Origin of the sequence: Chitinophaga pinensis (genome assembly GCF_007896845.1) — a bacterium.
GTDB classification, from domain to species: domain Bacteria; phylum Bacteroidota; class Bacteroidia; order Chitinophagales; family Chitinophagaceae; genus Chitinophaga; species Chitinophaga pinensis_C.
Genome location: NZ_VOHS01000011.1, coordinates 1 through 24,560, shown reverse-complemented (window position 1 = coordinate 24,560; position 24,560 = coordinate 1). Strand labels below are relative to the sequence as shown.

General features: G+C 46.0%; 27 protein-coding genes. 11 read left to right on the top strand and 16 right to left on the bottom strand.

What is annotated here, in order from left to right; genetic code table 11:
- Positions 1-3 precede the first annotated feature (3 nt).
- Positions 4-819, bottom strand: a complete 816-nt coding sequence (locus tag FEF09_RS13175) for an SDR family oxidoreductase (RefSeq protein WP_146305547.1) — start codon at positions 817-819, stop codon at positions 4-6.
- 124 nt (positions 820-943) lie between these two features.
- On the opposite strand from FEF09_RS13175, the gene FEF09_RS13170 reads away from it, so the two are divergent.
- Positions 944-1,129 carry a hypothetical protein gene (locus FEF09_RS13170; protein WP_146305546.1) on the top strand — a complete coding sequence of 62 codons (186 nt, stop codon included), beginning with the start codon at positions 944-946 and terminating at the stop codon, positions 1,127-1,129.
- A 142-nt stretch (positions 1,130-1,271) separates the two neighbouring features.
- Here the strand turns inward: FEF09_RS13170 and FEF09_RS13165 are convergent, their stop codons facing one another.
- Both FEF09_RS13165 and FEF09_RS13160 read right to left on the bottom strand, forming a co-directional pair.
- Positions 1,272-1,994 (bottom strand): LytR/AlgR family response regulator transcription factor, encoded by a 723-nt coding sequence (locus FEF09_RS13165; RefSeq protein ID WP_146305545.1) that lies wholly within the window; start codon positions 1,992-1,994, stop codon positions 1,272-1,274.
- A gap of 157 nt (positions 1,995-2,151) precedes the next feature.
- Positions 2,152-3,042 carry a sensor histidine kinase gene (locus FEF09_RS13160; RefSeq protein WP_146305544.1) on the bottom strand — a complete coding sequence of 297 codons (891 nt, stop codon included), beginning with the start codon at positions 3,040-3,042 and terminating at the stop codon, positions 2,152-2,154.
- A gap of 222 nt (positions 3,043-3,264) precedes the next feature.
- On the opposite strand from FEF09_RS13160, the gene FEF09_RS13155 reads away from it, so the two are divergent.
- From FEF09_RS13155 to FEF09_RS13145, 3 genes are all read left to right on the top strand, one after another.
- Positions 3,265-4,140 (top strand): transglutaminase domain-containing protein, encoded by an 876-nt coding sequence (locus FEF09_RS13155; RefSeq protein WP_186774329.1) that lies wholly within the window; start codon positions 3,265-3,267, stop codon positions 4,138-4,140.
- 94 nt (positions 4,141-4,234) lie between these two features.
- A complete protein-coding gene (locus tag FEF09_RS13150; protein ID WP_261387468.1) occupies positions 4,235-5,215 on the top strand; it encodes an aldo/keto reductase in 981 nt (326 codons plus the stop codon).
- A gap of 33 nt (positions 5,216-5,248) precedes the next feature.
- A complete protein-coding gene (locus FEF09_RS13145) occupies positions 5,249-6,058 on the top strand; it encodes a helix-turn-helix domain-containing protein (protein ID WP_146305542.1) in 810 nt (269 codons plus the stop codon).
- Positions 6,059-6,129: 71 nt separating this feature from the next.
- On the opposite strand, the gene FEF09_RS13140 is transcribed toward FEF09_RS13145, so the two are convergent.
- Positions 6,130-7,014: a serine hydrolase gene (locus tag FEF09_RS13140; RefSeq protein WP_146305541.1), complete on the bottom strand. Its 885-nt coding sequence runs from the start codon at positions 7,012-7,014 to the stop codon at positions 6,130-6,132.
- Positions 7,015-7,163: 149 nt separating this feature from the next.
- Between FEF09_RS13140 and FEF09_RS13135 the strand changes: the two genes are divergently transcribed.
- A complete protein-coding gene (locus FEF09_RS13135; protein WP_186774328.1) occupies positions 7,164-7,880 on the top strand; it encodes a DUF4440 domain-containing protein in 717 nt (238 codons plus the stop codon).
- A gap of 16 nt (positions 7,881-7,896) precedes the next feature.
- Here FEF09_RS13135 and FEF09_RS13130 read toward each other — a convergent pair whose 3' ends face one another.
- Entirely contained in the window at positions 7,897-8,517 is a 621-nt protein-coding gene (locus FEF09_RS13130; protein WP_146305539.1) for a hypothetical protein, read from the bottom strand.
- 139 nt (positions 8,518-8,656) lie between these two features.
- On the opposite strand from FEF09_RS13130, the gene FEF09_RS13125 reads away from it, so the two are divergent.
- The gene (locus tag FEF09_RS13125; RefSeq protein WP_146305538.1) at positions 8,657-10,501 is read left to right on the top strand and encodes a glycoside hydrolase family 2 protein; all 1,845 of its coding nucleotides are present in this window, start codon (positions 8,657-8,659) and stop codon (positions 10,499-10,501) included.
- Between the two features lie 61 nt (positions 10,502-10,562).
- On the opposite strand, the gene galB is transcribed toward FEF09_RS13125, so the two are convergent.
- The 10 genes from galB to FEF09_RS31400 form a co-directional block, all read right to left on the bottom strand.
- Positions 10,563-13,004: a beta-galactosidase GalB gene (gene galB, locus FEF09_RS13120; RefSeq protein WP_146305537.1), complete on the bottom strand. Its 2,442-nt coding sequence runs from the start codon at positions 13,002-13,004 to the stop codon at positions 10,563-10,565.
- Positions 13,005-13,007: 3 nt separating this feature from the next.
- Positions 13,008-14,285 (bottom strand): hypothetical protein, encoded by a 1,278-nt coding sequence (locus FEF09_RS31415; protein WP_222596963.1) that lies wholly within the window; start codon positions 14,283-14,285, stop codon positions 13,008-13,010.
- Between the two features lie 98 nt (positions 14,286-14,383).
- Entirely contained in the window at positions 14,384-15,559 is a 1,176-nt protein-coding gene (locus tag FEF09_RS31410) for a cellulase family glycosylhydrolase (RefSeq protein WP_222596962.1), read from the bottom strand.
- A gap of 22 nt (positions 15,560-15,581) precedes the next feature.
- Complete coding sequence (locus FEF09_RS13110) at positions 15,582-16,388, bottom strand: arabinogalactan endo-beta-1,4-galactanase (protein WP_222596961.1); 807 nt, start codon at positions 16,386-16,388, stop codon at positions 15,582-15,584.
- 13 nt (positions 16,389-16,401) lie between these two features.
- Complete coding sequence (locus FEF09_RS31405; RefSeq protein WP_222596960.1) at positions 16,402-16,581, bottom strand: hypothetical protein; 180 nt, start codon at positions 16,579-16,581, stop codon at positions 16,402-16,404.
- A 39-nt stretch (positions 16,582-16,620) separates the two neighbouring features.
- Positions 16,621-16,857 carry a hypothetical protein gene (locus tag FEF09_RS13105; protein ID WP_146305536.1) on the bottom strand — a complete coding sequence of 79 codons (237 nt, stop codon included), beginning with the start codon at positions 16,855-16,857 and terminating at the stop codon, positions 16,621-16,623.
- A 94-nt stretch (positions 16,858-16,951) separates the two neighbouring features.
- Positions 16,952-17,677: a SusE domain-containing protein gene (locus FEF09_RS13100; protein ID WP_146305535.1), complete on the bottom strand. Its 726-nt coding sequence runs from the start codon at positions 17,675-17,677 to the stop codon at positions 16,952-16,954.
- Positions 17,678-17,701: 24 nt separating this feature from the next.
- Positions 17,702-19,294: a RagB/SusD family nutrient uptake outer membrane protein gene (locus FEF09_RS13095; protein WP_146305534.1), complete on the bottom strand. Its 1,593-nt coding sequence runs from the start codon at positions 19,292-19,294 to the stop codon at positions 17,702-17,704.
- A 17-nt stretch (positions 19,295-19,311) separates the two neighbouring features.
- Positions 19,312-21,696, bottom strand: a complete 2,385-nt coding sequence (locus tag FEF09_RS13090) for a SusC/RagA family TonB-linked outer membrane protein (RefSeq protein ID WP_222596959.1) — start codon at positions 21,694-21,696, stop codon at positions 19,312-19,314.
- A gap of 2 nt (positions 21,697-21,698) precedes the next feature.
- The gene (locus FEF09_RS31400; RefSeq protein WP_222596958.1) at positions 21,699-22,244 is read right to left on the bottom strand and encodes a carboxypeptidase-like regulatory domain-containing protein; all 546 of its coding nucleotides are present in this window, start codon (positions 22,242-22,244) and stop codon (positions 21,699-21,701) included.
- 118 nt (positions 22,245-22,362) lie between these two features.
- On the opposite strand from FEF09_RS31400, the gene FEF09_RS13085 reads away from it, so the two are divergent.
- The 5 genes from FEF09_RS13085 (at position 22,363) to FEF09_RS13070 (ending at position 24,190) form a co-directional block, all read left to right on the top strand.
- Positions 22,363-23,145: a two-component regulator propeller domain-containing protein gene (locus FEF09_RS13085; RefSeq protein WP_222596957.1), complete on the top strand. Its 783-nt coding sequence runs from the start codon at positions 22,363-22,365 to the stop codon at positions 23,143-23,145.
- The gene (locus FEF09_RS13080) at positions 23,121-23,552 is read left to right on the top strand and encodes a two-component regulator propeller domain-containing protein (protein WP_146305533.1); all 432 of its coding nucleotides are present in this window, start codon (positions 23,121-23,123) and stop codon (positions 23,550-23,552) included. Before FEF09_RS13085 ends, FEF09_RS13080 begins: the two co-directional genes overlap by 25 nt.
- Complete coding sequence (locus FEF09_RS13075; protein ID WP_146305676.1) at positions 23,519-23,716, top strand: two-component regulator propeller domain-containing protein; 198 nt, start codon at positions 23,519-23,521, stop codon at positions 23,714-23,716. Before FEF09_RS13080 ends, FEF09_RS13075 begins: the two co-directional genes overlap by 34 nt.
- Complete coding sequence (locus FEF09_RS32985; RefSeq protein WP_261387467.1) at positions 23,701-23,835, top strand: hypothetical protein; 135 nt, start codon at positions 23,701-23,703, stop codon at positions 23,833-23,835. The genes FEF09_RS13075 and FEF09_RS32985 overlap by 16 nt, the downstream gene beginning before the upstream one ends.
- Before the next feature lie 109 nt (positions 23,836-23,944).
- On the top strand, positions 23,945-24,190 hold the full coding sequence (locus tag FEF09_RS13070) for a hypothetical protein (RefSeq protein WP_146305532.1): 246 nt from the start codon (positions 23,945-23,947) through the stop codon (positions 24,188-24,190).
- A 106-nt stretch (positions 24,191-24,296) separates the two neighbouring features.
- On the opposite strand, the gene FEF09_RS31395 is transcribed toward FEF09_RS13070, so the two are convergent.
- Positions 24,297-24,560, bottom strand: a 264-nt coding sequence (locus FEF09_RS31395) for a hypothetical protein (RefSeq protein ID WP_222596956.1), incomplete at its 5' end; no start/stop codon positions are given.

Sequence of the window (24,560 nt, the reverse complement as noted above, 5' to 3'; positions counted from 1 at the left end):
GAATTATATACCAAAGTGTCCTGATACCATCTGTTTAAAGGCAAGATCCCCTTTCTCCAGTTTGTAATTGATCATGTGGGCAGCGTCTGCGCCTACTACATAGCGTAACTGTTCTGTTGCATCTGTTGCTGCCAGATAGATGGCATCACTGACTTCTGTAAGATTAGTGTTACCACGGCCGGGACTTTTAGCAATAGCCGTGAATTTCTCAAAGATAGGCTGATAGTCTGTTACGTCACCTGCACCAAAGAAGTCCATAGAACTGCCATTAAAGTTCGTGCGGTAGCTGCCCGGTTCGATCAGCTTCAATCTGATACCCAGTGGATTCAATTCATATTGCATTGCTTCTGTCAGCCCTTCCAGCGCAAATTTTGTAGCGTTGTACAATGCGCCAAAAGGAATAGTGATACGACCACCCATAGAAGAAATATTAATGATAACACCAGCCTGTTGCCTGCGCATAACAGGTAACACCGTTCTGGTAACATCGATCACCCCAAAAAGGTTGACTTCAAACTGGCGGCGGATGATTTCGTCTGAAGCAGCTTCAATAGTTCCGATAGCACCATAACCCGCATTATTGACGAGTACGTCGATACGCCCGAATTTTTCAAGTCCGCTGTTAACTGCCGCCGTAATACTGGCTTTATCTGTAACATCCAGACGGGTGATCCACACGTTCTCCAGCGCTGCCAGTCCGGTCTCTTTTTCAGGATTACGCATGGTGGCTATAACATTCCAGCCTTCATTATGAAACTTTAACACTGTTTCTTTTCCAAAACCGGATGACGCACCGGTGATAAATACTGTCTTTTTCATTTGTGTCTGCTTTTTATTACAACACAAATTTCCTACACCGGCCGCGCGCGGACTTATACATATCTACGCTTGATTTGTACAATTTCCGGATTGATTGGTTATGCGATCTTTAATAGGTAAATTTGTGTACATAAAAACAATCACCATGGACAAGAAAGATACGATTCCGGTTGGCGGTACGTTTTATCCATATGTAATGGAGCTTTTTGAAAGTAAACAGAAGGTAGGCATTTTATACGAAGATAGTGGTGTTACCCGTGCCAATGGGCTTATTGAAAGCGTTTCGAGCGGGACGGCCTGCAATGGCTGAAACTGGAAGACCAGACAGAAATCAGGATTGATAAGCTGTATGCGATCAATGGAAAATTCTCTTCTGATTATTCAGAGTGCTGATCAGTATTATACGCATTATAACAGGCATAGTCATAGGTAGTCATCTAAAGATTGCAGGGCTATGCCTGTAGCTTTTTCAGGATGTTCCGGGCATAAGACGCACCTATGGGAATGCTGTGTACACCTAATTCTATCTGCGTAGCAGAATAAGAACTGATGTGGTCAAGTGAGATAATAAAAGAACGGTGTACGCGTGCGAAATGATTGGCGGAAAGCTTTTCCTCAAAATAAGTCAGGGTCTGGTAGGTAGTGATGGTTTTGTCTGTTGTATGTAGCTGTACATAGTCTTTCAGCCCCTCTATGTATAAAATATCCCTGAGTAATACCCTGACCATTTTCTTATCAGACTTCACATAGATAAACGCCGGCGTTTCGCTGTTAGCCTGTTCAGGTACAGCCGGCAGGACTGTTCTCCCCGTCAGACCTGTCAGTGTTTCATACTTGCTGATCGCTTTCAAAAAACGCTCAAAAGAAACCGGTTTTACAAGGTAATCAATCACATTCAGTTCATAGGCTTCCAACGCAAACTCCTTAAAGGCAGTTGTCATAATAACAACCGGTGGCTGCTTGAGTGTACGTAGCAGCTCTATCCCGCTGAGTTGCGGCATTTTAATATCGAGAAACAGGATGTCTGCACGCTTTTCTCTCAGTACATTATACACATCCATGCCGTTGGTACAGGAGGCAATCAATTCCAGTTGGGATAACTGTGAGATGTAGTTTTCTATAATTTCTCTTGCCAGTTCTTCGTCATCAGCGACAATACAGGTGATGTTGCTCATAGATCTATCTTTAAATCAGCTTCAAAAGATTCGGTTGTTTTGTTCAGCAATAGCGTGTGCCGTCCGGGATAAGTCAGTTCAAGCCGCCGTTGTACATTTCTGAGTCCGAGACCACCGCTTTGAGGGATATAATGTTTCGGGTAACTGTTCTCCACTTTCAGAAACAGCCTGTCCCGCTTACTTTCAGATGGATGGTGATCCAGCCTGCATCTTCCTCTATACCATGTTTAAAAGCATTTTCGATAAAAGGTAATAACAGCAATGGCGCAATCATTTTACCAGCGATGTCACCGGAGTATTCAAAGCTCAGATCCAGCCGATCAGCGAAACGCATTTGTTCTATGCTGATATAGTTTTCCAGATGGTCAATATCGTCCTGCAACAGTACCTTATCTGCTCCGGTATCATAGAGCATATAGCGCATCAGATGGGAAAGTCTGAAGACTACTTTTGATGCCATGGCAGAACCTTTCAGCGTAAGTGCATAAACACTGTTGAGCGTATTGAAGAAGAAATGCGGATTGATCTGTGCTTTCAGCAAGGCAATTTCTGCCGAGAACTTTTCTTTTTCCAATGCGCGAAGGTGTTTTTCCTGTATATACGCTTTACGCATTAATTCCAACAGGGAAGCTGCAGCAATAACCGGGTAGGTTTGTAATGACATCCGGAATATGCGAACCGGGATCCAGAAGTGCTTATTCTCTCTCGCGTAACGTAAAGGATCATGTACCTTTTCCCATGGCAATATGAAGGTATGTGTAAGAAATCTCATGGAAAGACCGCTCAGAAACAGCGTAGCAAGAAGCATCAGAGCGTATTGTATATACTTCCTGCGATAGTAATACAAAGGCATCGTTATATAGAGATTGATATAGGTCATGACAATGGTAACAGGAATAGATACATATATAACCTGTGGCACAAGTCTGAAGCCTAATTGATCCGTATTTTCCCAGTTGTAACTTACGGCCTGATACAGTATCAGCAGCGACCAGAACAGCAGGTGCATAGCCGCCGTCTGCCACTGTATATTCCATGTCAGTTTCATCCTGCTAAATTGCACATTCTTTTCCTGTTTTTAGTATTTCCCGGTAAACGGGACCTTTGTTACCGCCAATCCTGTGTTTTCTGCCGTGTACCTGTGTAACGGAGAAAAGTGGATATCTGAGACATCCGTAGCGTCATTGGTCTAAAATAAGCCTGTCCGTTTTGCTCCTTTGATATATTTGCAGGTATGAGATATACCACAATGACCATTTTACTGACGTGTATGATCACATCAGCGGCCTTCGCCCAGAAGCCCGGTAAAGAGAAACTTTTGCAGATAAGTCAGTTGAAAAAGACAGCGCCCTATGACACGACCCAGCAACAGACATTTCCTGTTTTTACCTACCAGTCTCCGGAAGACCCGGCATTGAAGACCCTGCGTGATACCTATCAGCTGGACAGTATTGCAGGACAGGGATCTGAAACGGAACGGGCGATCCGTTTACTGGAATGGTTTCATAATCAGGTGCCGCATGAGGATGTGCGGTCATTGCCAGTGCTGACGGCCCGGTATATCATTGACACCTATAGAGAAAAGAAAGTAGGGCAGGGCTGTTATCCCTTGTCAATTGCCATGAATGAGATCTTTCTTTCGATGGGTTTCAAATCCCGTAGTGTGATCTGCTTCTCTTCCAAATACCCCGAGCCTGACGGAGGACATGTCATCAACGCCGTTTATATATCATCGCTCCATAAATGGATCTATATGGATCCACAGGACAATGCATATGTGAAGGATGAAAAAGGTAATTTCCTGAGCGTGGAAGAGGTAAGGGAACGGCTGGTTAATGGAAAACCGATGTATCTGAACGCAAGCGCCAATTATCATCAGGTGCCGACAAAGAAAGAACAGTATCTGTACGAATTCATGGGAGAACACATGTACAGGCTGATATGTCCGGTGAACAGCGAATATGATTCTCAGACGCGTTCAGCAGGCAAACTGTTGCAATACGTGGAATTGCTACCGCCGGGCAGTAAAGACCCCGCCGTGGATATGTTTGAGACCTCAGTAAGAGGCAATACAAAAGTGATCACTTACCACACTAATAATAACCGTGTCTTCTGGCAGCTGCCTTCCGTAGAGAACCGGCAATAAAACAGGTGAGCCATACAGACAAATAAATTGAGCCATTGAAGCAATCGGGCAGGGCTTTCAAATCCTCACCTTTGTAGCATTAAATCAATAAACAATGGCAACAATAGCAACAATGACATTAGGGAACAATGGTCCGCTTGTGTCTAAACTGGGATTAGGCTGTATGCGGATGTCATCCACCTGGGGTAGCCGTACAAATGATGAAATGGAAAGTATCGCTACTATTCAGCAGGCATTGGATAGTGGAATCAACTTTTTAAATACGGGCGACTTTTACGGTAGCGGACATAACGAACTCTTAGTGGGTAAGGCGATCAAAGGCAGACGGGATGATGCTTTTATCAGCGTGAAGTTTGGCGCAATATTCTATAATGGTCAGATGCTGGGGCTGGATTTGCGTCCTGTAGCAATTAAGAACTTTATTAACTATTCACTGGTACGTCTGGGTATAGACACCATCGATCTTTATCAGCCTTGCAGGCTCAATGACAGTGTGCCGCTTGAAGATGTTATCGGTACAGTAGCCGACCTGATCAAAGAGGGGAAAGTACGCCATCTGGGTGTTTCTGAAATCACGGCCGACCAACTCAGAAGAGCGCATGCCGTTCATCCGGTAAGTGCTCTGGAAATAGGTTATTCACTGGCTGACCGTCAGATAGAAAGCGATCTCCTCCCAACAGCAAAAGAACTCGGTATTGGTGTGGTCGCGTTCGCCAATACTGCCGAAGGCCTGCTGACCGGCGATATGAAAGCGCCGCTCCCGGCTGATGCTTATCAGTTACACTTCCCACGTTTTCAGGGGGAGAACCTGATCAACAACCTCGCGAAAGTCGAATTGTTGAAACAAATGGCCGTGGATAAGGGCTGCACACCGACGCAACTGGCTATCGCATGGGTAAATGCACAGGGGGAATATATTATGCCATTAGTGAGCATGAGCCGCAGGTCAAGGCTGCCGGAAAACATACAGGCAATGGAGATTGCTTTTACGGCAGACGAGATCAATCAATTAAACACCCATTTCGCCCCGGAGCGATTCTTGGTGGTACTTACCTGCAGCGTTAGCGGATTGTAGCAGAAGACGTGCACCTTTCATAACTTTATGGAAATGGAGAATCCGATAGTCATCATTCCGGGGGTATTGTTCTACTCTTATCTTTCCAGTCAGCAAAAGCAGGATATTGCTTTTCTGGAACATAATACTCTGGTATTACAGGTAGCAGGACAGTTTACTCTGGAAACGGCCCGCCAGAAGATTTCATTGCAAAAAGGGCAGATGCTGCTGATCGGAAAAAATCAGTTGGGCCAGATCACCAAAACGCCTTTGCCGGGTGAAAACTATCAGACGATTGTGATCACCCTGCAGGAAGATCTGTTGAGAAAAGTAGCCCTTGAAGAAAAAATAGAAGTGCGTCAGCCTTATGCCGGGCCACGTAATATGCTTATTCCGGTAAATGATTTCCTGAAGGGGTATTTCCAGTCTATAGTACCTTATGCGCGTAATCCGGATGCAAACATGCCTCCTGCAATCGGGATACTGAAGGTAAAGGAGGCGGTGACACTCCTCTTACATGCGATGCCTGCGCTCAGCGATCTCTTATTCGATTTTTCAGCACCTTATAAGATTGACCTGAAAAAGTTCATGCTTAGCAACTTTTACTTTAACGTGCCGGTTACTAAGTTTGCAGAGCTTACAGGGAGAAGCCTTGCCGCTTTCAAACGGGATTTTAAGACCGCATTTGGCATGGCGCCGAGACATTGGTTACAGGATAAGCGATTAACAGAAGCTCGTCACCTGATAGAGAAAAAGAATAAAAAACCTTCTGCTATCTATCTGGATCTGGGCTTTGAGAGCCTTGCGCATTTTTCAAACTCATTCAAAAAGAAGTTCGGTAAATCACCTACCGACTGGAATTGATACTGCTGATTTCAAATTTCTCATGGGTATAGCGCTCTATCACAATAGAAAGCTATACCCATATTTATGAGCTATCTGCTTTTGCGTTTCTTTTTGCCGCCGTGCTCATAATACTCCCAGAGATAGGCCGATACTTTTCTGATCAGGTTCTCCGCTTCATTTTCACTGGTCCATCTCTGGTCCTTGTTATTTTTAGTACCAACGTAAAACACATACTCGCCATGTGCCGCATTGACCAGAATAACTTCTGATCTGGATGCATCTACAGAACCCGATTTGTGGGCAGCCTGTGTATAAGGAGGGATTTGCGATAATCCTACTTCATCATAGTAACCATGTGTCATCAGCCTGTACATCCGGGAAGAGGCGTTCTGACTGATCACTTCACCATTACGGATCTTTACCAGCAATTCTGCCATTTCCCGTGGTGTTGTCATTCCCCAGCCATATACATTTCTTATCGCCTCACGACCAGGTGTGCGTGAGTTGACGCGGGTAACATTGAGCCCATATTGGGCCATGAGTTCATTGATCCGCTGTCCTCCGCCGGCTAAAGCCTGATTCCAAAGGGAAGTCGTATTATCGCTATAGGCCATCATTAAAGCAACCAGTACACTCAGGTCTGTTTCTGTACTGTCTTTGAAAAACTGCATCAATCCGGAGCCACCGTATTTAATGGAATCGCGATAGATGAGTGGCTGATGATAAGTAAGTTCACCCTTTTCTATCTTATCAAATACGCCCACCAGTATAGGGATCTTCACAATACTGGCGGTAGGGAAGATGGTATCAGCGTTGATATCCACATAACGTCCTGTTTTCAGATTCCTGACATAGATGCCTACATCGCCCTGAAAGCCTGTGATGATCTCTCTTAATCCCTTTTCCAGTTTATGGTCTTGCTGTGCATACACAAAAGAGGGTAACAACAGGAATAAAAGCAGGTATCGTTTCATGATAAGAAGACGTTTTTACCAAGATAAAGAATGGCAATGAGATTTTCAGCATATTGGTAAAGCGGGTGCTTTGTGTTATTTTGTATGGTATAAAATATACCCCGACCATGAAGACAATGTTCACGTTTTTGCTTTTATGCTGTTGCAATATGTTATCGGCCCAGCAGACAGATGCTGAATTATCTGCTTTGATCATCCGTCAGGATAGTTTATTCTGGGATGCTTACAACCGTTGTGATACTTCTGCAATGGGATCTTTCTTCAGTCCGGATGTGGAATTTTATCATGATAAAGGAGGACCGACTATCGGACTGCCTGCACTGGTCAGATCATTCAGTAAGAATCTGTGTAGTAATAGCAACTGGCATTTAAAAAGGGAGCCGGTGGCCGGATCGTATAAGGTGTTCCCACTGAGGAAAGACAACGCGATTTACGGGGCTGTATTATCCGGAGAACATGTGTTTTATATACTGGAAACAGGAAAGGGGCCGCAACTGGATGGACATGCCTCATTTACACATCTCTGGTTAAAAACAGATGGTGTATGGAAGATGAAGAATGTTTTAAGTTATGATCATGGCCCCGCTACTTATCAGAATAAACGGAAGGAAATATCATTATCGGAAAAGGTATTATCGGCTTACGTGGGAACATATAAAGGACCAAATGTAGGTGAGGTAAAGATTACAACGGGGAAAGGCTCGTTGGTGATGACAATAAGGGACAAGGTATATCATCTGTATGCAGAGAAGGAAGATGTCTTCTTTGATAAAGACCGTGATCTGGTGTTTGAGTTTGAGAAGGAGCGTAAGATGACAGTAAAAGAAAATGGTGTGGTGGCAGAGGTGTTGCCGAAGGTAAAATGAGTAGCTCCCTGCTATTTTAGCTGGCCCATAGTCTGACTGCAAATTTTACCTGCCAGTTATCTTCCGCTTTTTCCAGTACAGTGATATGACCATGTCCGCAAAGACTATGACAATGTGCTGCATGATACACAACAGCTGTTTTGCCATCTGCTGAATAAGTTACACTTGAGAAGGAATAGATACCCGCATCATGCGGGTATTTTTTATAATAACGCTTCCAGTCTTTATCGTAGTTCTTTGAGCTGATAGGATAACTGTCAGTCAGGTTTATTTTTTCTTTAAGATGGAACCCTGCTGTAGATAATTCACCTTCATGGTGTGTGTCGTGAAATGTAAGAACGAGCTGCCAGATGGACGTATCAATGGGAGTCTTCATTTTGTCATTATAGAGCGTTCTGATATTAGCCCCGGGGTAGCGTTGCCCTTCCTCCTGTAGCATCTCTATCACCCATGAGTCATCTATTTTTATATCCAGTTTTTTCATGATAGTAACACTACTGATCTTGTCTTCTCTTTGTCTCATATCCTGCCTGAATACTGCTGTATATACTTTGTAGTCTTCAGGAGAAGGTTGCTGGGCGAATACACGGGTAAAGCACAAGAGGAGTACGGTAACGTGGAAAAGGATACTGCGCATAGGTAGGTATTTGTGCCAAAGTAAGGATTATCCACAAAACTGCGAAATGTTAATGGAACTTAAATGGAACTGCTTGTGCATCAGTGACTGGCACTTTTTAAAACATTTGATTAAATTTAGCCTCTACAATCTATCATGTATGAAAAAACTAGTATCCTGTCTGCTGTCGTCTGTGTGTCTCGCTACGGCAGCAAATGCCCAGCAACAACAGTGGCATCTGATCAAAGACAGAATTGTAACCCAATGGGCTGAAAAGGTAGATCCTAAAGCACCTTTGCCCGAGTATCCACGTCCGATGCTGGTTAGAAGTAATAACTGGCAAAATCTCAATGGTCTCTGGAGTTATGCAATTACAGGTAAGTCTCAACCGCAACCATCCAGTTATGATGGAAGCATCCTCGTTCCTTTTGCTGTGGAGTCAGCATTGTCAGGTGTAGGCCGCAATGTTGGAAAAGACAGTTTGTTGTGGTATAAAACCACGATCAATATTCCTGCTGCTATGAAGAATAAGGAAGTACTGCTGCATTTCGGTGCTGTAGACTGGCAAACAGAGGTTTTTGTGAACGGCGCCAGCGTGGGTAAACATGAAGGTGGTTACGATCCTTTCAGCTTCAACATCACACCTTTCCTGAAGAAAGGGGGTAAACAGGAAGTGACTGTACGCGTATGGGACCCGACAGATGACGGTCCGCAGCCTGCAGGTAAACAGGTCGTAAAACCAGAAGGCATCTGGTACACACCTGTAACCGGTATCTGGCAGACAGTATGGCTGGAAGCAGTTCCGAAAACATACATCGCGGCTACCAGACAAACGCCTGATGTGGATAAACACACGCTTACGCTCTCTGCAGATGTACAGAACGTGCAGGATGGCGATAAGCTGAAAATTGAAGTGCTGGAAGGCAATAAAGTGATTGCCCAACAGGAGGCAAATGCAAAGGAAGCAGCTGTTATTACGATGTCCAATGAGAAATTATGGTCTCCTTCCAATCCTTATCTGTATGACCTGAAAGTAACACTGCTGCGCAATAATAAACCGGTAGATGAAATCAGGAGCTATTTCGCTATGCGTAAGATCTCCATGGCGAAAGATGCTAAAGGTGTACAGCGTATGATGCTCAATAATGAGTTCTTATTCCAGTATGGGCCTCTGGATCAGGGCTGGTGGCCTGACGGTCTGTATACACCTCCTACGCACGAAGCCATGGTGTATGATATCGACCAGCTGAAGAAAATGGGCTTTAATATGATCCGCAAACACATTAAAGTGGAGCCGGCAACGTATTATACTTATTGCGATAAAGCCGGTATCCTGTTGTGGCAGGATATGCCAAGTGGCGATAGAGGTAACGGATGGGAAAACCGTCCGGGTATTTATGATCATCAGACTGATAAAGACCGTACGGCTGAATCAGAAGGTTACTATCGTAAAGAGTGGAACGCCATCATGGATGCCTTACACAACTATCCAAGTATAGTCGTGTGGATTCCATTCAACGAAGCATGGGGTCAGTTCAAAACAGTGGAGATCACAGAGTGGACAATGAAGAAAGATCCATCCAGACTGGTAAACAGCGCAAGTGGTGGTAACTTCTACATCACCGGCCATATTCTGGATCTGCACAACTATCCACATCCCGCCATGCCAAGCCCTGAACTGTTTGGTGAAAAACAGATCCTTGTATTAGGCGAGTTCGGTGGATTAGGTTTACCTGTAGACGGACATACCTGGCAGCAGAACAAAAACTGGGGTTATCAGTCTTTCAAGACCTCAGATGATATGTTCAAACGCTACAATGAATTTACCCAAAGGATCGCACAGCTGATCCCATTGGGCTTATCTGCAGCGGTATATACACAGACAACCGATGTAGAAGGCGAGATCAATGGTTTCATGACTTATGACCGTAAAGTGGATAAGTTCCCGGTAGATAAGATGAAAGAAGCAAATACAAAATTGTATAATCCGGCACTGGCAAAGTAAAAACAGTGCAGAAGGAATAAATAAAAAACCGCCTCGGGTAACTGAGGCGGTTTTTATTTTGCTATTTAACATGAATCGTATAACTGGCCGCTTGTAAACCCGCCGATTTTACCAACGCTTTTATATCGCCCGCCTTTTCTCCTGACTGCACAATAAATACTAACTTCCCACTGAATGTTTTCATCTGTGGTAAATGAAAAGCTTCCAGACAGGTAGGATCTCCATTGGCGACTGCCTTAAAACTACCTGCTCCTGTTACTTCAAACCGGAGAAGATGATTAGCCGCCGGACAAATATTCCCCTGCTCATCAACTACACTGGCTGTAATATAAGACAGGTCTTTACCATCTGCAGATAAAGCGTTATTATCTGCTTCGAGCCGGATGTGGTGTGGCGTACCAGCTGTGGATACACTATCTTCCGCCACAGCTTTGCCGGTATTGTCATAAGCTACTACACGGATCGTGCCCGGCTGATAGACCACCTCATTCCACATCAGACGGTAACGGCTCTGATGTGTAGTGGTGTCTTTGCTTAATCTGCCCATACTTTTGCCATTCACAAAAAGTTCTGCTGAAGGATAATTCGTGTAACAGAATACTGGAGTTACCTGTCCTTCTCTGCCCGGCCATGTCCAGTGTGGCAGCAGATGTAAGGTAGGCTGTTGCTTATTCCAGTGACTTCTGTACAGGTAAAAACGGTCTTTGGGAATACCTGCCAGATCGAAGATGCCGAAATAGGAACTATGAGAAGGCCATTTGGAATCATAAGGTGTAGGCTCACCAAGATAGTCAAAACCGGTCCATACAAATTCACCAATAGTATAATCCAGCTCCTCCTGTTGTACGAATTCATCATCAGGTACCTGAGACCACGAACAGACCTCAAAATCATAAGAGGAACATTGATTGTCGTCATACATTTTCCCTTTGTAGAAGCCTACAGGGAATTTATATACACCCCTTGAACTGACCGTAGATGCCGTTTCTGAACCCATCAGGAAGCCCTGTGGCAATTTACTGTGTGCTTCCGGATAACGGGCTGGTTTGTAATTAAAACCCGGGATATCCAGTACGGCAGCGAAGCCTTTGTTAATCGCATCATCAAAGCGGTCCATGCCTGCCGTTACGGGGCGGGTTGGATCTTCGCGGTGACAGATGTCCTGCAGACGACGTGCGATATCTTTACCATTGGCAGAACTCTGATCAGGTACTTCATTACCGATGCTCCACATGATGTTGGAAGGATTATTCCGGTAGTGATGCAGCATATTCAGCAGATCCTTTTCCACCCATTCATCAAAGTAAAGACTGTAGCCATTCTTTACTTTGGGCGCTTTCCATTCGTCAAAAGATTCTACCATCAGCATGATACCCATTTCGTCGCATAGTGTTACCAGTTCCGGTGCAGGCATGTTATGTGAAGTACGGATCGCGTCGCAGCCCATATCTTTGAGCAGACGAATTTGCCTGCGTAAAGCTGCGGTATTGATAGCCGCTCCCAGCGGACCAAGGTCATGGTGATTGCAGACGCCTCTGAACTTCCGCGGCTGACCATTCAGCAGAAAACCCTTACCGGCTTTGTACTCAATGGTACGGATGCCGAAAGGTGTTTCATATTGGTCTTTTAATTGTGTCCCTTCATATACCTGTGTGACGGCTTTGTACATTACAGGCGTTTCCGGAGACCATAGCGCAGGTTGGGTAATAGCGAATTGTTGTGTAACGGTATTGCTGTCTGCTTTTAAGGGCGTGGAAGCGGTCGCCACCACCTTGCCGGCGGCATTGAGCAGATTGGTTTTTACTCTGAGCGCAGACTTTTTATTACTTCTGTCGATAGTGGTCAGCAATTGTACCGCCGCACTTTCCTTTGTGATCGTTGGGGTGGTGATGTAGGTACCCCAGACTGGTACATGTGCATCGTTGGTAACGATCAGGTGTACATTTCGGTACAGCCCTGCACCCGGATACCAGCGGGATGCCTGTTCAAAGTTTTCCAGTCGCACAGCAAGCGTATTCTGACCCTTTGGATGCAGGAAAGAAGTGATGTCAAAGGAAAAAGAGTTATAACCATATGGCCAGTTACCCACTTTTCTGCCATTGACATAAACGACGGCATTGCTCATGGCGCCGTCAAACAAAAGGACGGCTTTTTGGCCGGCACGGAATTCCGGGACGGAAAATGACAAACGGTACCAGCCGGTGCCAATGAATGGCAGACCTCCTGTACGGCCTGCCTTCATTGTTGCTTCCTGTTCACCATTCTGTAAGATCTGTACTTTCTGTAAATCGTTATTGCCGTCAAAAGGGCCTTTTATAGCCCAATCGTGCGGTATGCGGACTGTCTCCCAGCTTTTATCATTAAACGCCTCTTTTGAGGCCTCAGGATGGTCGCCTTTGGCAAACCTCCAGTTCTTCTCCAGCAGATATTCCTGACGTGCCTGGGACAACCCTTTTACACTCATGAGTACCATAACCAGTAATGCTATTTTACACTTGTTCATACGCTATTTAACTTTTAACCAGACGGATTCTACTTCTATCGTGTATGGTGTGGTGTCCGCAGCAGGTACGTTAGTCAATTCTATTTTATCAAGTTGGCTGATATCGAAAGCTGTCTGCTGTGCTGCTTTGAACCACAGCGGCATAAAGCCGGGATAAGGCCTTGGCAGTAACAATGCCCTGTCTGCAGATAAGCTGCTCAATGGCACTTCGATATCACTGTATGTATCTTTGAGTGGGAATACAGTGGCAAAGGCGCTGGCATCAGCGGTGATCAGTGCTATGCTGGCCTGTGCGGCGGACACTCCCTGTACCCTTGCGCGGATCACGATGGTGTTGTACGCTTTCAGTCCGGATACCCTGTCTTTGATAGATGCCGCAACGGCTCTGCTTACACCGGTGATAGTATCCGTTCCTTTGCCGTGTCCTGCGATGCGGATCGCCAGTTGACCGGAACTGCTACCCGCCGTATAAGCGCCTTGTGTGTAAGCAGGGATGGTGATAAGATCCTTGTTATCCGCCACATTGAGCAGTGATAACATAGCATTGGGCGCCGCTATAAAAGTCTGCCATGTATCCTTCTGATAGTTATCCCATGCATAAGGATCTCCTTCGTGTCGGCCGGGAAAGCTGGTGTAGTGATCGCCTTGCTGTATGATCAGTCTGTATTGCAGCAAACCGGGTTGCAATATTTCCGGGGCGAGTATTGCTGCATAATTGCCTGCTCCTGTCGGATGCATGTCTGCTTTGAACCATTGTCCGCCGAAACGGTTACCTTCCAGCCATACACGCGCATTGCCATCAATGCCTGCAATGGTAGCGGTGATAGTCGCCGGTTGACCAGCTGATACTTCCGTCAATGGCTGGTGATAGACCGCCAGTGTTGTACGTACCGGCTGTGGTGCTGCAAATTCCTTCAGCGCGATCACGCCGTTGATCCTGCTGTTGGCAGTAACCGTAACACTACCTTTTCGGGTGAGTAAATAAGTGCCGGGAGACAATATGCAGCTTGTACCAGTTACCTGTGGCTGCTGATGATTACCGGCATTCACTGGTGTGATACTAAAGGCTTCACCAAGGTCCGGTAGGTGAATGCTGATGGCCTGATCATTCCATTGTACCCGGCGTACTTCTTTGGAAAGAGATGCCTTTTCAAAAGGATCTCCCAGCGGAATGACATCAGGCATGACTTCCAGTCGCCAGTTACCTGCTGCTATTTTATCAAGGAAGTAAGCGCCTGTGCCACTGTATTGTACAGCAGGAGAGTTGCCGGTACCTGCCACGTGTTCCAGTTGTGTACTGTTGATTGGTGTGGTGTTGGTATGACTGGTGTAATAAAACTCCGTCGCAGTGTTCCACTCACTCAGTTGTAGCGCATAACTCAGTCGGGTATTACCGAAAGTGTATCAGCCGGATAAGAACCATAGCTTTTATTGCGTGGTAGCTGATGAAATACTTTACCTGCTATCAGCAGACTGATCGCCTTTTCAGGCGTATAGATCATATTCAGGTAATGCGTCTGGTATTCTGTATTGGCATAAGCCGTCGCCATCGGATCATAGGCAAACTGTGTTGCCCACTGGAACCCGGCTGTTCTGAAGCTACGTGCCATAGCCGGATACATGACAGGTTGCAATACATCTCCGGCATCAAACTCATATACCATTCTCGCTTTGTTATGAAAGGCAGGAATAGTGTCGAACGGGATCCTGTAATGATCAACATTTGGCAGCAGATTGCCCTGCAGGGTACGGTTAGCTACCAGTCCTGTCGGATACCACTGGAAACTGACGCCATCTATATCCGCCTTTGCTACGGCAGCGGCATAGTAAGGAGATTCACTGATATTGTAGAAGACAGGCTTTTTCCAGCCGGTGCTTCTGATAGCAGCTGCGAGTCTGTTGACATAGTTTGTTGCTCCTTCCTGCGGACCGCTATGATGTGGTTCATTGTTGATCTCTGTCGCAATGATATCCGGATCGTTCTTATAGGTCATGCCGGTATAAGGGTTGACATGCACAAAGAACTGTTTTACGTAATTCTCCTGTGCACGGATCGCCGTATCATTTACCAGTGCTTTTTCTTTTCCGTAGATATAAGAGAAGCTACCGGTATTTTCATCTTTCTCCGGATAGCCATTTCCCCAGAAGGCAATGGGTGTCAGCAGTATTTTGATCTTTCTTTCCTTTAGTTTACTAATGAGATAGTCAAACAGGTCAAGGTGCCCGTTTGTCAGCAGATTGCCTTGTGCATCTGTTATCTCCGTATCCCATACATGCACGCGGAAAGCGTCTATGCCCAGCCGCGCCAGGTGATAGACATCATCGTCTATTGCCTTTTTCAGATCTGCTCCCAGTGCTTTGTGTGAACGGTATCCATATGCGAAGGGCGCTGTATAATTGACGCCAAAGAAAACAGCTTCTTGCTGGTCTTTTGTATAACGCAATACACCTGTTTTGTCTACATAGACAAGAGCAGTTTTGTCAACAGCAGGACGCTGTGCAAAACCTTTCATTGTCAATAATACGGCTATCAGTAACGCTGTTCGTCTGATCATTATCCTGAAAAGTTTTATGTAATTATCTGAAGGCGTCTATCGCGAATGTAGGCTTGCCGGTATTGTCAAATGCACCAAGCAGATAGTTCTGCCATCTGTTGTACGCCTGTGGTTCCCAATAGAAGAGTCCGAGGCCTTTGCCACCCGGTAAGTTATGGATTCTTGTGTAAAGGTCACGGATAAAGTAATTCGTGGCAACCGGTGATGTAGCCGGCATGCCTATTTCACAGAGCATGATCTCTTTGTTGTAACGGGACACCATATCACGCATGTTGGCTTCGCATTGCTGATTGGGAGTCTGCCATTCCACAGTAGAGGGATACAAAGACATACCAATAATGTCGAAGTTGGCTTTATTGGCTATCAGACCATCAAACATCCATTTATAAAGACCATTGTCGTATCCGTTTGAAAGATGAACGATGACTTTGATATTGCTGTCAATTTCCTTCACTGCTTTATAGCCTGCGTTGATCAGCAGGGCGAAGTTATCCATGTGTTCAGACGCCTTGCCCAGCGGCCACAACATGCCGTTATTGGTTTCGTTGCCAATTTGTACCCATGCAGGGATAATACCTTTAGCTTTTAAAGCCGTCAGTACTTCGTGTGTATGGTTATAAACAGATGTTTGTAAAGCGGTGATGTCCTGATTGCTCCATGCTGCAGGAAGTGTTTGCTGCCCGGGATCAGCCCATGAATCACTGTAGTGGAAATCTATCAGTAACTGCATGCCGAGTGCATGTGCGCGTGTCGCTTTTGCTAATACATCTGCAAGATTATTGTAACCGCCCGGAGGGTTGACCCACACCCGTAAACGGATAGCGTTCATGTTGACGTTTTCATCACTGCATACCATCCGTTTGTTGACCGGTAGTATCGTAGAATTTCATGCCTGCCGCCTCCATTTCGGTAAGCCAGCTGACATCAGCGCCGCGTACCATCGTCTCCAGAATTGGATTTGTAGCGGGCGTATTACCCGGCATTTCATATTTTCTGCATCCCATGACTGCCACTAAGAGCATACCGGTTGCTATGATCAGTTTTTCATTCCAGTGTTTGATTTACAACTTCGTAAGCGTATAAGTATAGTTGCCCGCCTGACTCAGGTTCAGCACCACTTTGTAATTGCCTGCCACACCGCCCGGTGCAGAGATATTACCTCCATCCTGCACCAGTTTACCATCGGTAGGACCGTAGTTGAGCGTCCAGCCTTTGTTCGCCCTGAACTTAAATCCACCGGAACCTTTGATAGCAACCGGATTGGCAGTCCATGTGCCGGTAGTGGCATCGAACGTCATTGGAATATCTGTTTCCCAGTCACTCGCCACTGCGTCGCCTACAAGTGACCAGCTGGTCAGCGTCGTGCTCCAGTCCCTTGAATTGACATTGGCTTTACCAGAAATAACCTTCTCCGGAAGTGTAAAGATTACCGCCTCCTTTTACCATTTTGGTAGTGCTTTCATATCCCCATGCAGGATCATTCCAGTTAGGTGCTGTCGTGATCTTAAAGGTGTAGTTGCCGCCTGCATTATTCGGAAAGTAAATATAGCCTTCATAGGCACCTTTACCTGCTACGTCGGCAATGGTAGGAGCAGTGGCAGCATTCCATCCCTGATACTCTCCCGGTACCCACATCAGTGCTACATTACCCGGTGCATATGCAGTGACCGTGATCGCCAGAATAGCGGAATATGTAGCAGGTATCGTAGACGGATTGGTAGCAGTACCATTCTGACGTACTTCTCCTTTCATGCGTATGTAAAGTGGAGCAGCCTTGTTGCCTTCAAGTCCTGTTTGTAAGGCAATCGCATTCAGTTCTGCGACAGTATAATGTTTAGCCGTATCAGCATTCATCACAAATGTAACGGCATGATTCATGGTATTGCTGGTGTCGAATTCAAGCGAATAAGTGACATCAGCCCTGATACCATAACTAAGCGCAGACCACGCGAAGCTGACCGCTACATCATCACGGTGTGTACTATCCAGTACAATGGACGTAATGCTGCTGGTGAAAGAAGGTGTACCCGCCGGAAGCGTATACACGGATTTTATTTCGTCCTTTTTGCAGGAAGCAAAAAGCAGCGTAAGTAATAGATAAGCTAAGATTCTTTTCATACAATCATTTTACAGTTGGATATATTAATAGCCATCATTCTGAACAAGGTTAGGATTGGCGATCCTGTCTGTAGTAGGAATCGGGAAGACATTGTACTTCTCCTGCACACCTGTACCTGAAGCAACACCGCCTTTAAACGGCCACAGATAGCTGCCGTTGGTCAGTTTACCAAAGCGTACCAGATCAGTTCTTCTTTTCGCTTCCCAGTATAATTCCCTGCCTCTTTCTGCGAGAATGAAATCCAGTGTAAGCTGTGTTGCACTGATATCACCATTGTTATTGCCATAAGCCCTGCGACGCAACAGATTGACATAGTTAACGGCTTCTGCAACAGACCCTCCGCTACCTCCGCGAACAACCGCCTCCGCATACATCAGGTAGGCGTCTCCTAAACGGAACATCGGGAAGTCTGTGTCGGTGAATCTTCTGGTAGGATCGGAACCCGCCTGACCAGTAGAGCTGATGTTTTTAAACTTCGGCACCGCATAGCCATCATTGAAACTTGCGATATCAGCAATGTCGAGGTTTTGTCCGGTGGAGTAGAACATCGCGCGTTTATCCACCGTGCCAAAAGGATCAGGAAAGAGATCTACAATTGCTCTGGTCGTTCTCATACCACCCCAGGCAGTGGATACCCCATAGTCGGCGACGTTCATAGAACCACCAATGGAACCCAATACGATGAAAGTCGTGTTGCCATAAGACTGTGAAGTAACGCCATCAGCCATAACAGGGAAGATAATCTCGGCTGTTTTATCGTTGTCTGTCTTGAATAACTGTGAATAATCCGCCGCCAGTGCATAAGGACTGTTCGTCATTAACTTATTACAATAAGTGATCGTCTCGCTATTTTTCTCCGTGCCGGTATAAACCTTCGCATTGAGATACAATTTAGCGAGCAGCATCCACGCCGCTCCTTTGTCTGCACGACCATATTCATTGGTACGTGGTTCAGGCAGGAGCTCCTCCAATGCTTTTAATTCTGTTTCCAGATAGGTGAACAGATCCGCTCTTGAGATCTGTTTAGGCTGAAAGGCGCCTACAGGATCCGCTTCTGTGACGAAAGGTACTTTCCCATACATATCGATCGCTGTCCAGTAATAGAAGGCACGCAGGAAACGTGCTTCATAACGATACTCCTGTATATCGGCTGCGACATCTGCAGGAAAACTGCTCATTTTCTCCTCAGCAGTCTGTCGCAGGAATTCATTACAGGCAGCCACACCAAAGAAGATACGGTCATAGAGCACCTTTACATATTTGCCATCAGGTGTAAAGTTCAGGTTGTGGAAGCTCAGCAGGTCCCCGTCATTCCAGCCGATGACTGCCTCGTCAGTTGTGAGTTCCTGCAATTGCCAGTAGTTACGGAGAAATACGTTTGTACCGGTGTTGTCAGTAACGATATCAGAAAGACTGTTGTCTTCATAGTGTTGTCCGCTGAGACAAAGACTGCCATATAGTTTTGCCAGTACACCTTTGATCTTTACAGGATCTTTATACACCGTTTCAGATGTTTCCTGTACATAAGGCAACCGGTTCAGGTCTTTGGTACAGGAGGCCGTGGTCGCCATAATAGCGGCACAGGCAGTTATAATTGATAGTGATTTGATAGTCATATTCCTTCTTTTCAAGGTTAATAAGCGATGTTGATGCCGAGAGAATAGATGCGTGGTTTTGGATAAGGATTATTGTCAATACCACTGAAGATCTCCGGATCAAGTCCGCTGTATTTTGTAACAACAAATACATTCTGTACAATGGCATTCACACGTAAGCTGGCCGTGTTCCGCAGTATCTTTCCAAAATTGTAACCTAAGGAAAGGTTATCCATACGCAGGAAAGAAGCGTTTTCCACATAGTAGTCAGAGGAATACTGGCTGTTACTGAAACCCGAGTTCAGATAGTCTCTGTTTACATTACCCATGTAGCCCATGGAGGTTCTGATACTGTTGTAAGCACCACCGGCAGAACGGATATTGTTGTATACATAGTTGCCGATATTGCTGCGTAATACGAAGGAGAGATCCCAGTTGTCGTAATTGAACTGAGAAGTAAAACCCATCGTCAGTTTAGGATTCGCAGATTTGTATCTGTAAAACATGTTACTGCCTTCTCCGGGTTTCTCGTATACACCTTCTACAGGACGCCCATCTGGGCCATACACTTGTTTATATACATAGAAGGTCTGCGGTGCATAACCAACTGTATTGATCTGAATGCTGTTGCCCGTACCACCGGAGATGCCGCCGGTAAGAATGCCTTCGGAACTGGAATCGGAGACATTAGACAATTTCAGGATCTTGTTCTGATTATAGCTGATGTTGAAGCCGGCTTTCCAGTTCAGTTTTTGCTTTTCGATAATGGTGGCATTGATAGCCAGTTCGACACCTTTACTTTCAATATTGCCGACATTGGTCAGCACGTGGTTACTAAGATTCGCACCGGCAGCGGTAGGAATATCTGCCAGCAGGTCTTTGGTCTTCTTATAGTAGAAATCGAGTGTACCGGTGATTCTGTTGTGCAGGAAGCCGTAATCCAGACCTGCGTTCCATGCAGCCGTCTGTTCCCATCTGATATTGGGGTCATAAGCTTCTGCACGGTAGGTATAATAAGCCCCGTTGCCGAACGGATATTGCACGTTGTTGGCGCCCTGTGTGTAGATCGGGAGGAACGGATAAGCCAGACCTATATCCTGATTACCGGTTACGCCGTAGCCTACGCGTACTTTCAGATCGGAGAAGAGATCGGCGTTTTTCAGGAAACTTTCTTCTTTGATCCTCCATGCCAGTGCGATGGAGGAGAAGTCTCCCCAGTGATTAGCCGGTCCGAAGCGGGACGAACCGTCCCGACGGAAAGAGGCTGTCAGCAGATAGCGATCCAATAAAGTATAGTTGGCGCGGGCGAAGAAAGAAACCAGCGTATTGCGACTGGAATCTGCCACCGGGATGTTAATTACATCGCCATGGGCGTTTCTTACCGGATAGGCAGGGCTTCCCCTGAAGAAATCCTGATAGGAATAGCCGGCAGTGACATCGAACTTACTGGCCAGCTCCTTCAATTCCTTGTTATAGGTCAGGTAGAAATCAAAGAGTTTGTCTTTTCTCCGTTGAGAGTACTCCGTCATGGAACCACCCCGTTGGTAGGAGAGGGCGGCATAGGCGGGTACAAAGCCGTTTCCTTCCGTTTTGGAAATATCATAGCCGGCATTGGCAGTAGCGGTCAGCGCGGGCAGGAAAGGCAATTTATAATCTACTTTGATATTACCGATGCTTCTGTATACGTCGCTTAGACTGGAATTTAACAACAGCTGACCCAGCGGATTTTTAGTGGCCAGTTCAATCGGAATACCAGTAGATGCATTCAGCCATTCAAAGAAATTACCATACTTATTGCTGGCATATACCGGCTGGGTAGGATCAAAGCCGATGGCTGCCCCAATTGCACCTTCGTTGGCAAAACGGGACTTTTGATAAACTCCTTTTAGGTTAATAGTAACCTTCAGCGTATTGTCAAAGAAGGTCGGATTCAGGTTCAGGGAAGCTGAAGTTCTTTTAATATTGCTGGTTTTCAGGATACCATCCTGATAGGTATGTCCGATAGACAGACGGTAAGGCAGGTGTCTGATACCGCCGGAGAGCCCAAGGTTATAGTCCCCTCCAAAGGCTTTCTGGAAGATCTGGTCCTGCCAGTCAGTGTTCGCGGTACCCACAAGTGACTTTTCTTCGTCATTCCCCTTCTGCGCGATCAGGTTACGGAACTGGTCACCGTTCAGGACGCCGATTTCGTTTCTTCTGACAGATTCAGAAAGGACGGTATTAAAAGTGACCTTCAGTTTGCCGGAAGAACCACTTTTAGTGGTAATAATGATCACCCCGTTAGAAGCCCTGTTACCATAAATAGCGGTGGCGGAGGCGTCTTTCAGAATATTGAATGACTCGATGTCATTCGGATTGATAAGGCTGAGCGGATTGGCGACGCCAGATACCCCTTCGCTGGTCAGCGGTACCCCGTCTACCACAATCAGCGGGTTGTTACTCGCATTGAGAGAAGTACCTCCCTGATACGGATGGTACCGCCTGCACCGGGTGCCCCACTATTGGGGGTAATGACCACACCGGCCACCTTGCCGGTCACCAGTTGATCAGGTGTGGTGATGGCTCCCTGCTGGAAGTCTTTCGAACTAACAGTTGCAATGGAACCGGTCAGGTCTTTCTGAGCCCGGGTACCATAACCGATCACGACTACGTCGCTGAGGGTCGATACAGACTCCTGAAGAATGATATTTAAGGATAGAGAGGAAGGTACCCTGACTTCCTGTCGTTTAAAACCCACAAAGCTCACGACAAGGGTATCGCCTGTCAACGCTTTGATAGAAAAATGGCCAGCCGAATCGGCAATGGCGACAGTGCCTGCTTTTTTAACTGCAATAGTTGCCCCCGGAATAGCTTCTCCGGCGGCTGACCGGAGTGTCCCCCTGACAGTTTGCTGGGCTGATGCTGACAGTCCGGCTAGCAAGGCAACAATAAGATAGATGATACCGTGGAATCCCCGTTTTGTAATTTTCATCGTGGCATTTTTTATTTTGGCCGTATTTTAGGTTCGCAAAGTAAAATAGATGGCCTCGGGGCTGTTATTCTATCAGACATTTTTTTGTTTCTATTGATCTAATTTTGATTCTGTGTGTATGTTCCACGCTTTATCCCGGGCGTATTTCCGCTTTTCTGATCATTGCCTGACACGTTATGCAGTGTTCTTTCGCTGTGCCTTTTTGCCGGTATTGTTACTGACAATGAATCCGGTATTTTCTCAGGCACCAGATCTCCATTTCCGACACCTGACCAATGAACAGGGTTTATCCAACAGTACCATTGAGACCATTTTTCAGGATAGCAGAGGCTTCATGTGGTTTGGTACCCGGGATGGACTCAATAAATATGATGGTTACCAGATCATTACTTACAGATACAGTGCTGCTGACAGTAGCAGTATCAGCGATAACTATATCAGGTGTATTTATGAGGATAGTAAAGGTGCCATCTGGGTAGGAACCCTGAATGGATTGAACCGTCTTGACGCCGGAAAAAATAGCTTTACCCGTTTTCTGAGTATGCAGGACGATACCACCTCTCTGGGATATAATCATGTGACCTGTCTCTATGAAGACAGGCAGCACCATTTATGGGTAGGTACTGACGGGGGAGGCCTGAATCTGTATAATCAGGCATCAGGAACATTTTCGGCTTACCGGATGAGCCCACACCGGCGGCAGGAAGATGATAGGATAAATGCGCTATGTGAAGACGCCAAAGGACGTTTATGGCTGGCTACAGATAATGGACTGGCTGCATTTGACCCCTCAGCAGAAATTTTATTGCTCCGGGTGCCTATCAGGAGACTACGGCGCTCCGGACACTCAGCACCGACAAAAAGGGAAACCTTTGGATGGGAACAGCAGGAGATGGAGTGATCTGTTATAATCCTGATAGTGGCACGTACCAGACTTATCATCATCAGGAGCAGGATCCCGCCAGCTTATCTACCAATCAGGTCCGGGCAACGCTTTGTGACCATAAAGGAAATGTCTGGGTGGGAGGAATCAATGGCGGATTGAACCTGCTGAACCCCAACGACAACTCGTTTTATCACTATCAGAATGAACCGGAATCGCCCAAAAGTTTGTCTCAACGCACAGTGTCTGCCCTTTTTGAAGACAGACAGGGCATTATATGGGTAGGAACACATCGGGGAGGTATTAATATATATGTACCCGGTGCGGAAAAGTTCAGGTTGTATCAGCAGCAAATGAAACAGAACAGCCTGAGTTATAATGACGTCAAGGCATTTGTGAAGATAGTAAAGGGTTTATCTGGATAGGCACAGACGGCGGAGGCCTGAATAGGTTTGACCGTAAGACCGGAACATTCCGGCATTACCAGTACGACGCTTTTAATAAAAACACCCTCGGATCCAATGAGGTGCTCGCAATTACAGAAGACAGTAAGGGCAATATATGGGTAGGCACATGGGAGGAGGATTAAATCTATACCATCCGGGTACCGAAACATTTACCCGCTTCCTGAACAATCCTGCCGATAAAAAGAGTATCACTTCCAATTATGTGCAGAAAATACTGGAAGACAGCAAAGGCTGTCTGTGATAGCCACTTATTACGGTGGACTAAATATGTATAATCCCAAAACCATCAGTTCTCACGCTTTTTGGGAAGTTACGGCCTTCCGCTGCATGCTAACAATATAGTGTCGCTGATGGAAGATGGAAAAGCGCGCCTTTGGATCGGATCAGACGATGGCGCATTGACCCGTTATAACCTGACAGAAGAGAAGCTGGATTATTATTTTAGGAAAACGGAAAAACTGCCGGATTTACGGGTACTGTTTACAGATTCCAAAGGACGGGTATGGGTAGGACAATCCGGATTGTACCGCTTCCATGAATTGCATAATGAATTTGAATTGTATACACATGCCGGCGGACTGGGAACAGTTTCATAAAAGGAATCACAGAAGATAAAACCGGCAATTTCTGGATCTACCTCAGATGGTATTGTGTGTTACAATCCGGACACACAGCATTATAAAAAGTATAAACCATGATGGGTTACAAGGACTGGAATTTGAAGCGAATGCCTATCTGCAGACGAAAGACGGCCTGATGTTGTTTGGCGGGATTAATGGTTTTAACGCTTTCTATCCGGAGACATCCGCAACCAGTTCTTTTTGCCGCCGGTATACCTGACGGACCTGCAGGTGGCCAATCAACGTATGCTGCCGGGGATGAAAGGCTCCCCACTTTCAAAGGATATACAGCATAACAGATAAGATCAGCTTTGATTACAGACAGTCTTCCTTCTCCTTCAGCTTC

Bases quoted from the DNA above. Each gene is read 5' to 3' on its own strand.
- FEF09_RS13175 (WP_146305547.1), bottom strand. From the start codon at position 819: ATGAAAAAGACAGTATTTATCACCGGTGCGTCATCCGGTTTTGGAAAA.
- FEF09_RS13165 (WP_146305545.1), bottom strand. From the start codon at position 1,994: ATGAGCAACATCACCTGTATTGTCGCTGATGACGAAGAACTGGCAAGA.
- FEF09_RS13160 (WP_146305544.1), bottom strand. From the start codon at position 3,042: ATGAAACTGACATGGAATATACAGTGGCAGACGGCGGCTATGCACCTG.
- FEF09_RS13155 (WP_186774329.1), top strand. From the start codon at position 3,265: ATGATCACATCAGCGGCCTTCGCCCAGAAGCCCGGTAAAGAGAAACTT.
- FEF09_RS13150 (WP_261387468.1), top strand. From the start codon at position 4,235: ATGGCAACAATAGCAACAATGACATTAGGGAACAATGGTCCGCTTGTG.
- FEF09_RS13145 (WP_146305542.1), top strand. From the start codon at position 5,249: ATGGAGAATCCGATAGTCATCATTCCGGGGGTATTGTTCTACTCTTAT.
- FEF09_RS13140 (WP_146305541.1), bottom strand. From the start codon at position 7,014: ATGAAACGATACCTGCTTTTATTCCTGTTGTTACCCTCTTTTGTGTAT.
- FEF09_RS13135 (WP_186774328.1), top strand. From the start codon at position 7,164: ATGTTATCGGCCCAGCAGACAGATGCTGAATTATCTGCTTTGATCATC.
- FEF09_RS13130 (WP_146305539.1), bottom strand. From the start codon at position 8,517: ATGCGCAGTATCCTTTTCCACGTTACCGTACTCCTCTTGTGCTTTACC.
- FEF09_RS13125 (WP_146305538.1), top strand. From the start codon at position 8,657: ATGAAAAAACTAGTATCCTGTCTGCTGTCGTCTGTGTGTCTCGCTACG.
- galB (WP_146305537.1), bottom strand. From the start codon at position 13,004: ATGAACAAGTGTAAAATAGCATTACTGGTTATGGTACTCATGAGTGTA.
- FEF09_RS31410 (WP_222596962.1), bottom strand. From the start codon at position 15,559: ATGATCAGACGAACAGCGTTACTGATAGCCGTATTATTGACAATGAAA.
- FEF09_RS13110 (WP_222596961.1), bottom strand. From the start codon at position 16,388: ATGAACGCTATCCGTTTACGGGTGTGGGTCAACCCTCCGGGCGGTTAC.
- FEF09_RS31405 (WP_222596960.1), bottom strand. From the start codon at position 16,581: ATGCTCTTAGTGGCAGTCATGGGATGCAGAAAATATGAAATGCCGGGT.
- FEF09_RS13105 (WP_146305536.1), bottom strand. From the start codon at position 16,857: ATGACGTTCGATGCCACTACCGGCACATGGACTGCCAATCCGGTTGCT.
- FEF09_RS13100 (WP_146305535.1), bottom strand. From the start codon at position 17,677: ATGAAAAGAATCTTAGCTTATCTATTACTTACGCTGCTTTTTGCTTCC.
- FEF09_RS13095 (WP_146305534.1), bottom strand. From the start codon at position 19,294: ATGACTATCAAATCACTATCAATTATAACTGCCTGTGCCGCTATTATG.
- FEF09_RS31400 (WP_222596958.1), bottom strand. From the start codon at position 22,244: ATGAAAATTACAAAACGGGGATTCCACGGTATCATCTATCTTATTGTT.
- FEF09_RS13085 (WP_222596957.1), top strand. From the start codon at position 22,363: ATGTTCCACGCTTTATCCCGGGCGTATTTCCGCTTTTCTGATCATTGC.
- FEF09_RS13080 (WP_146305533.1), top strand. From the start codon at position 23,121: ATGGGAACAGCAGGAGATGGAGTGATCTGTTATAATCCTGATAGTGGC.
- FEF09_RS32985 (WP_261387467.1), top strand. From the start codon at position 23,701: ATGGGAGGAGGATTAAATCTATACCATCCGGGTACCGAAACATTTACC.
- FEF09_RS13070 (WP_146305532.1), top strand. From the start codon at position 23,945: ATGGAAGATGGAAAAGCGCGCCTTTGGATCGGATCAGACGATGGCGCA.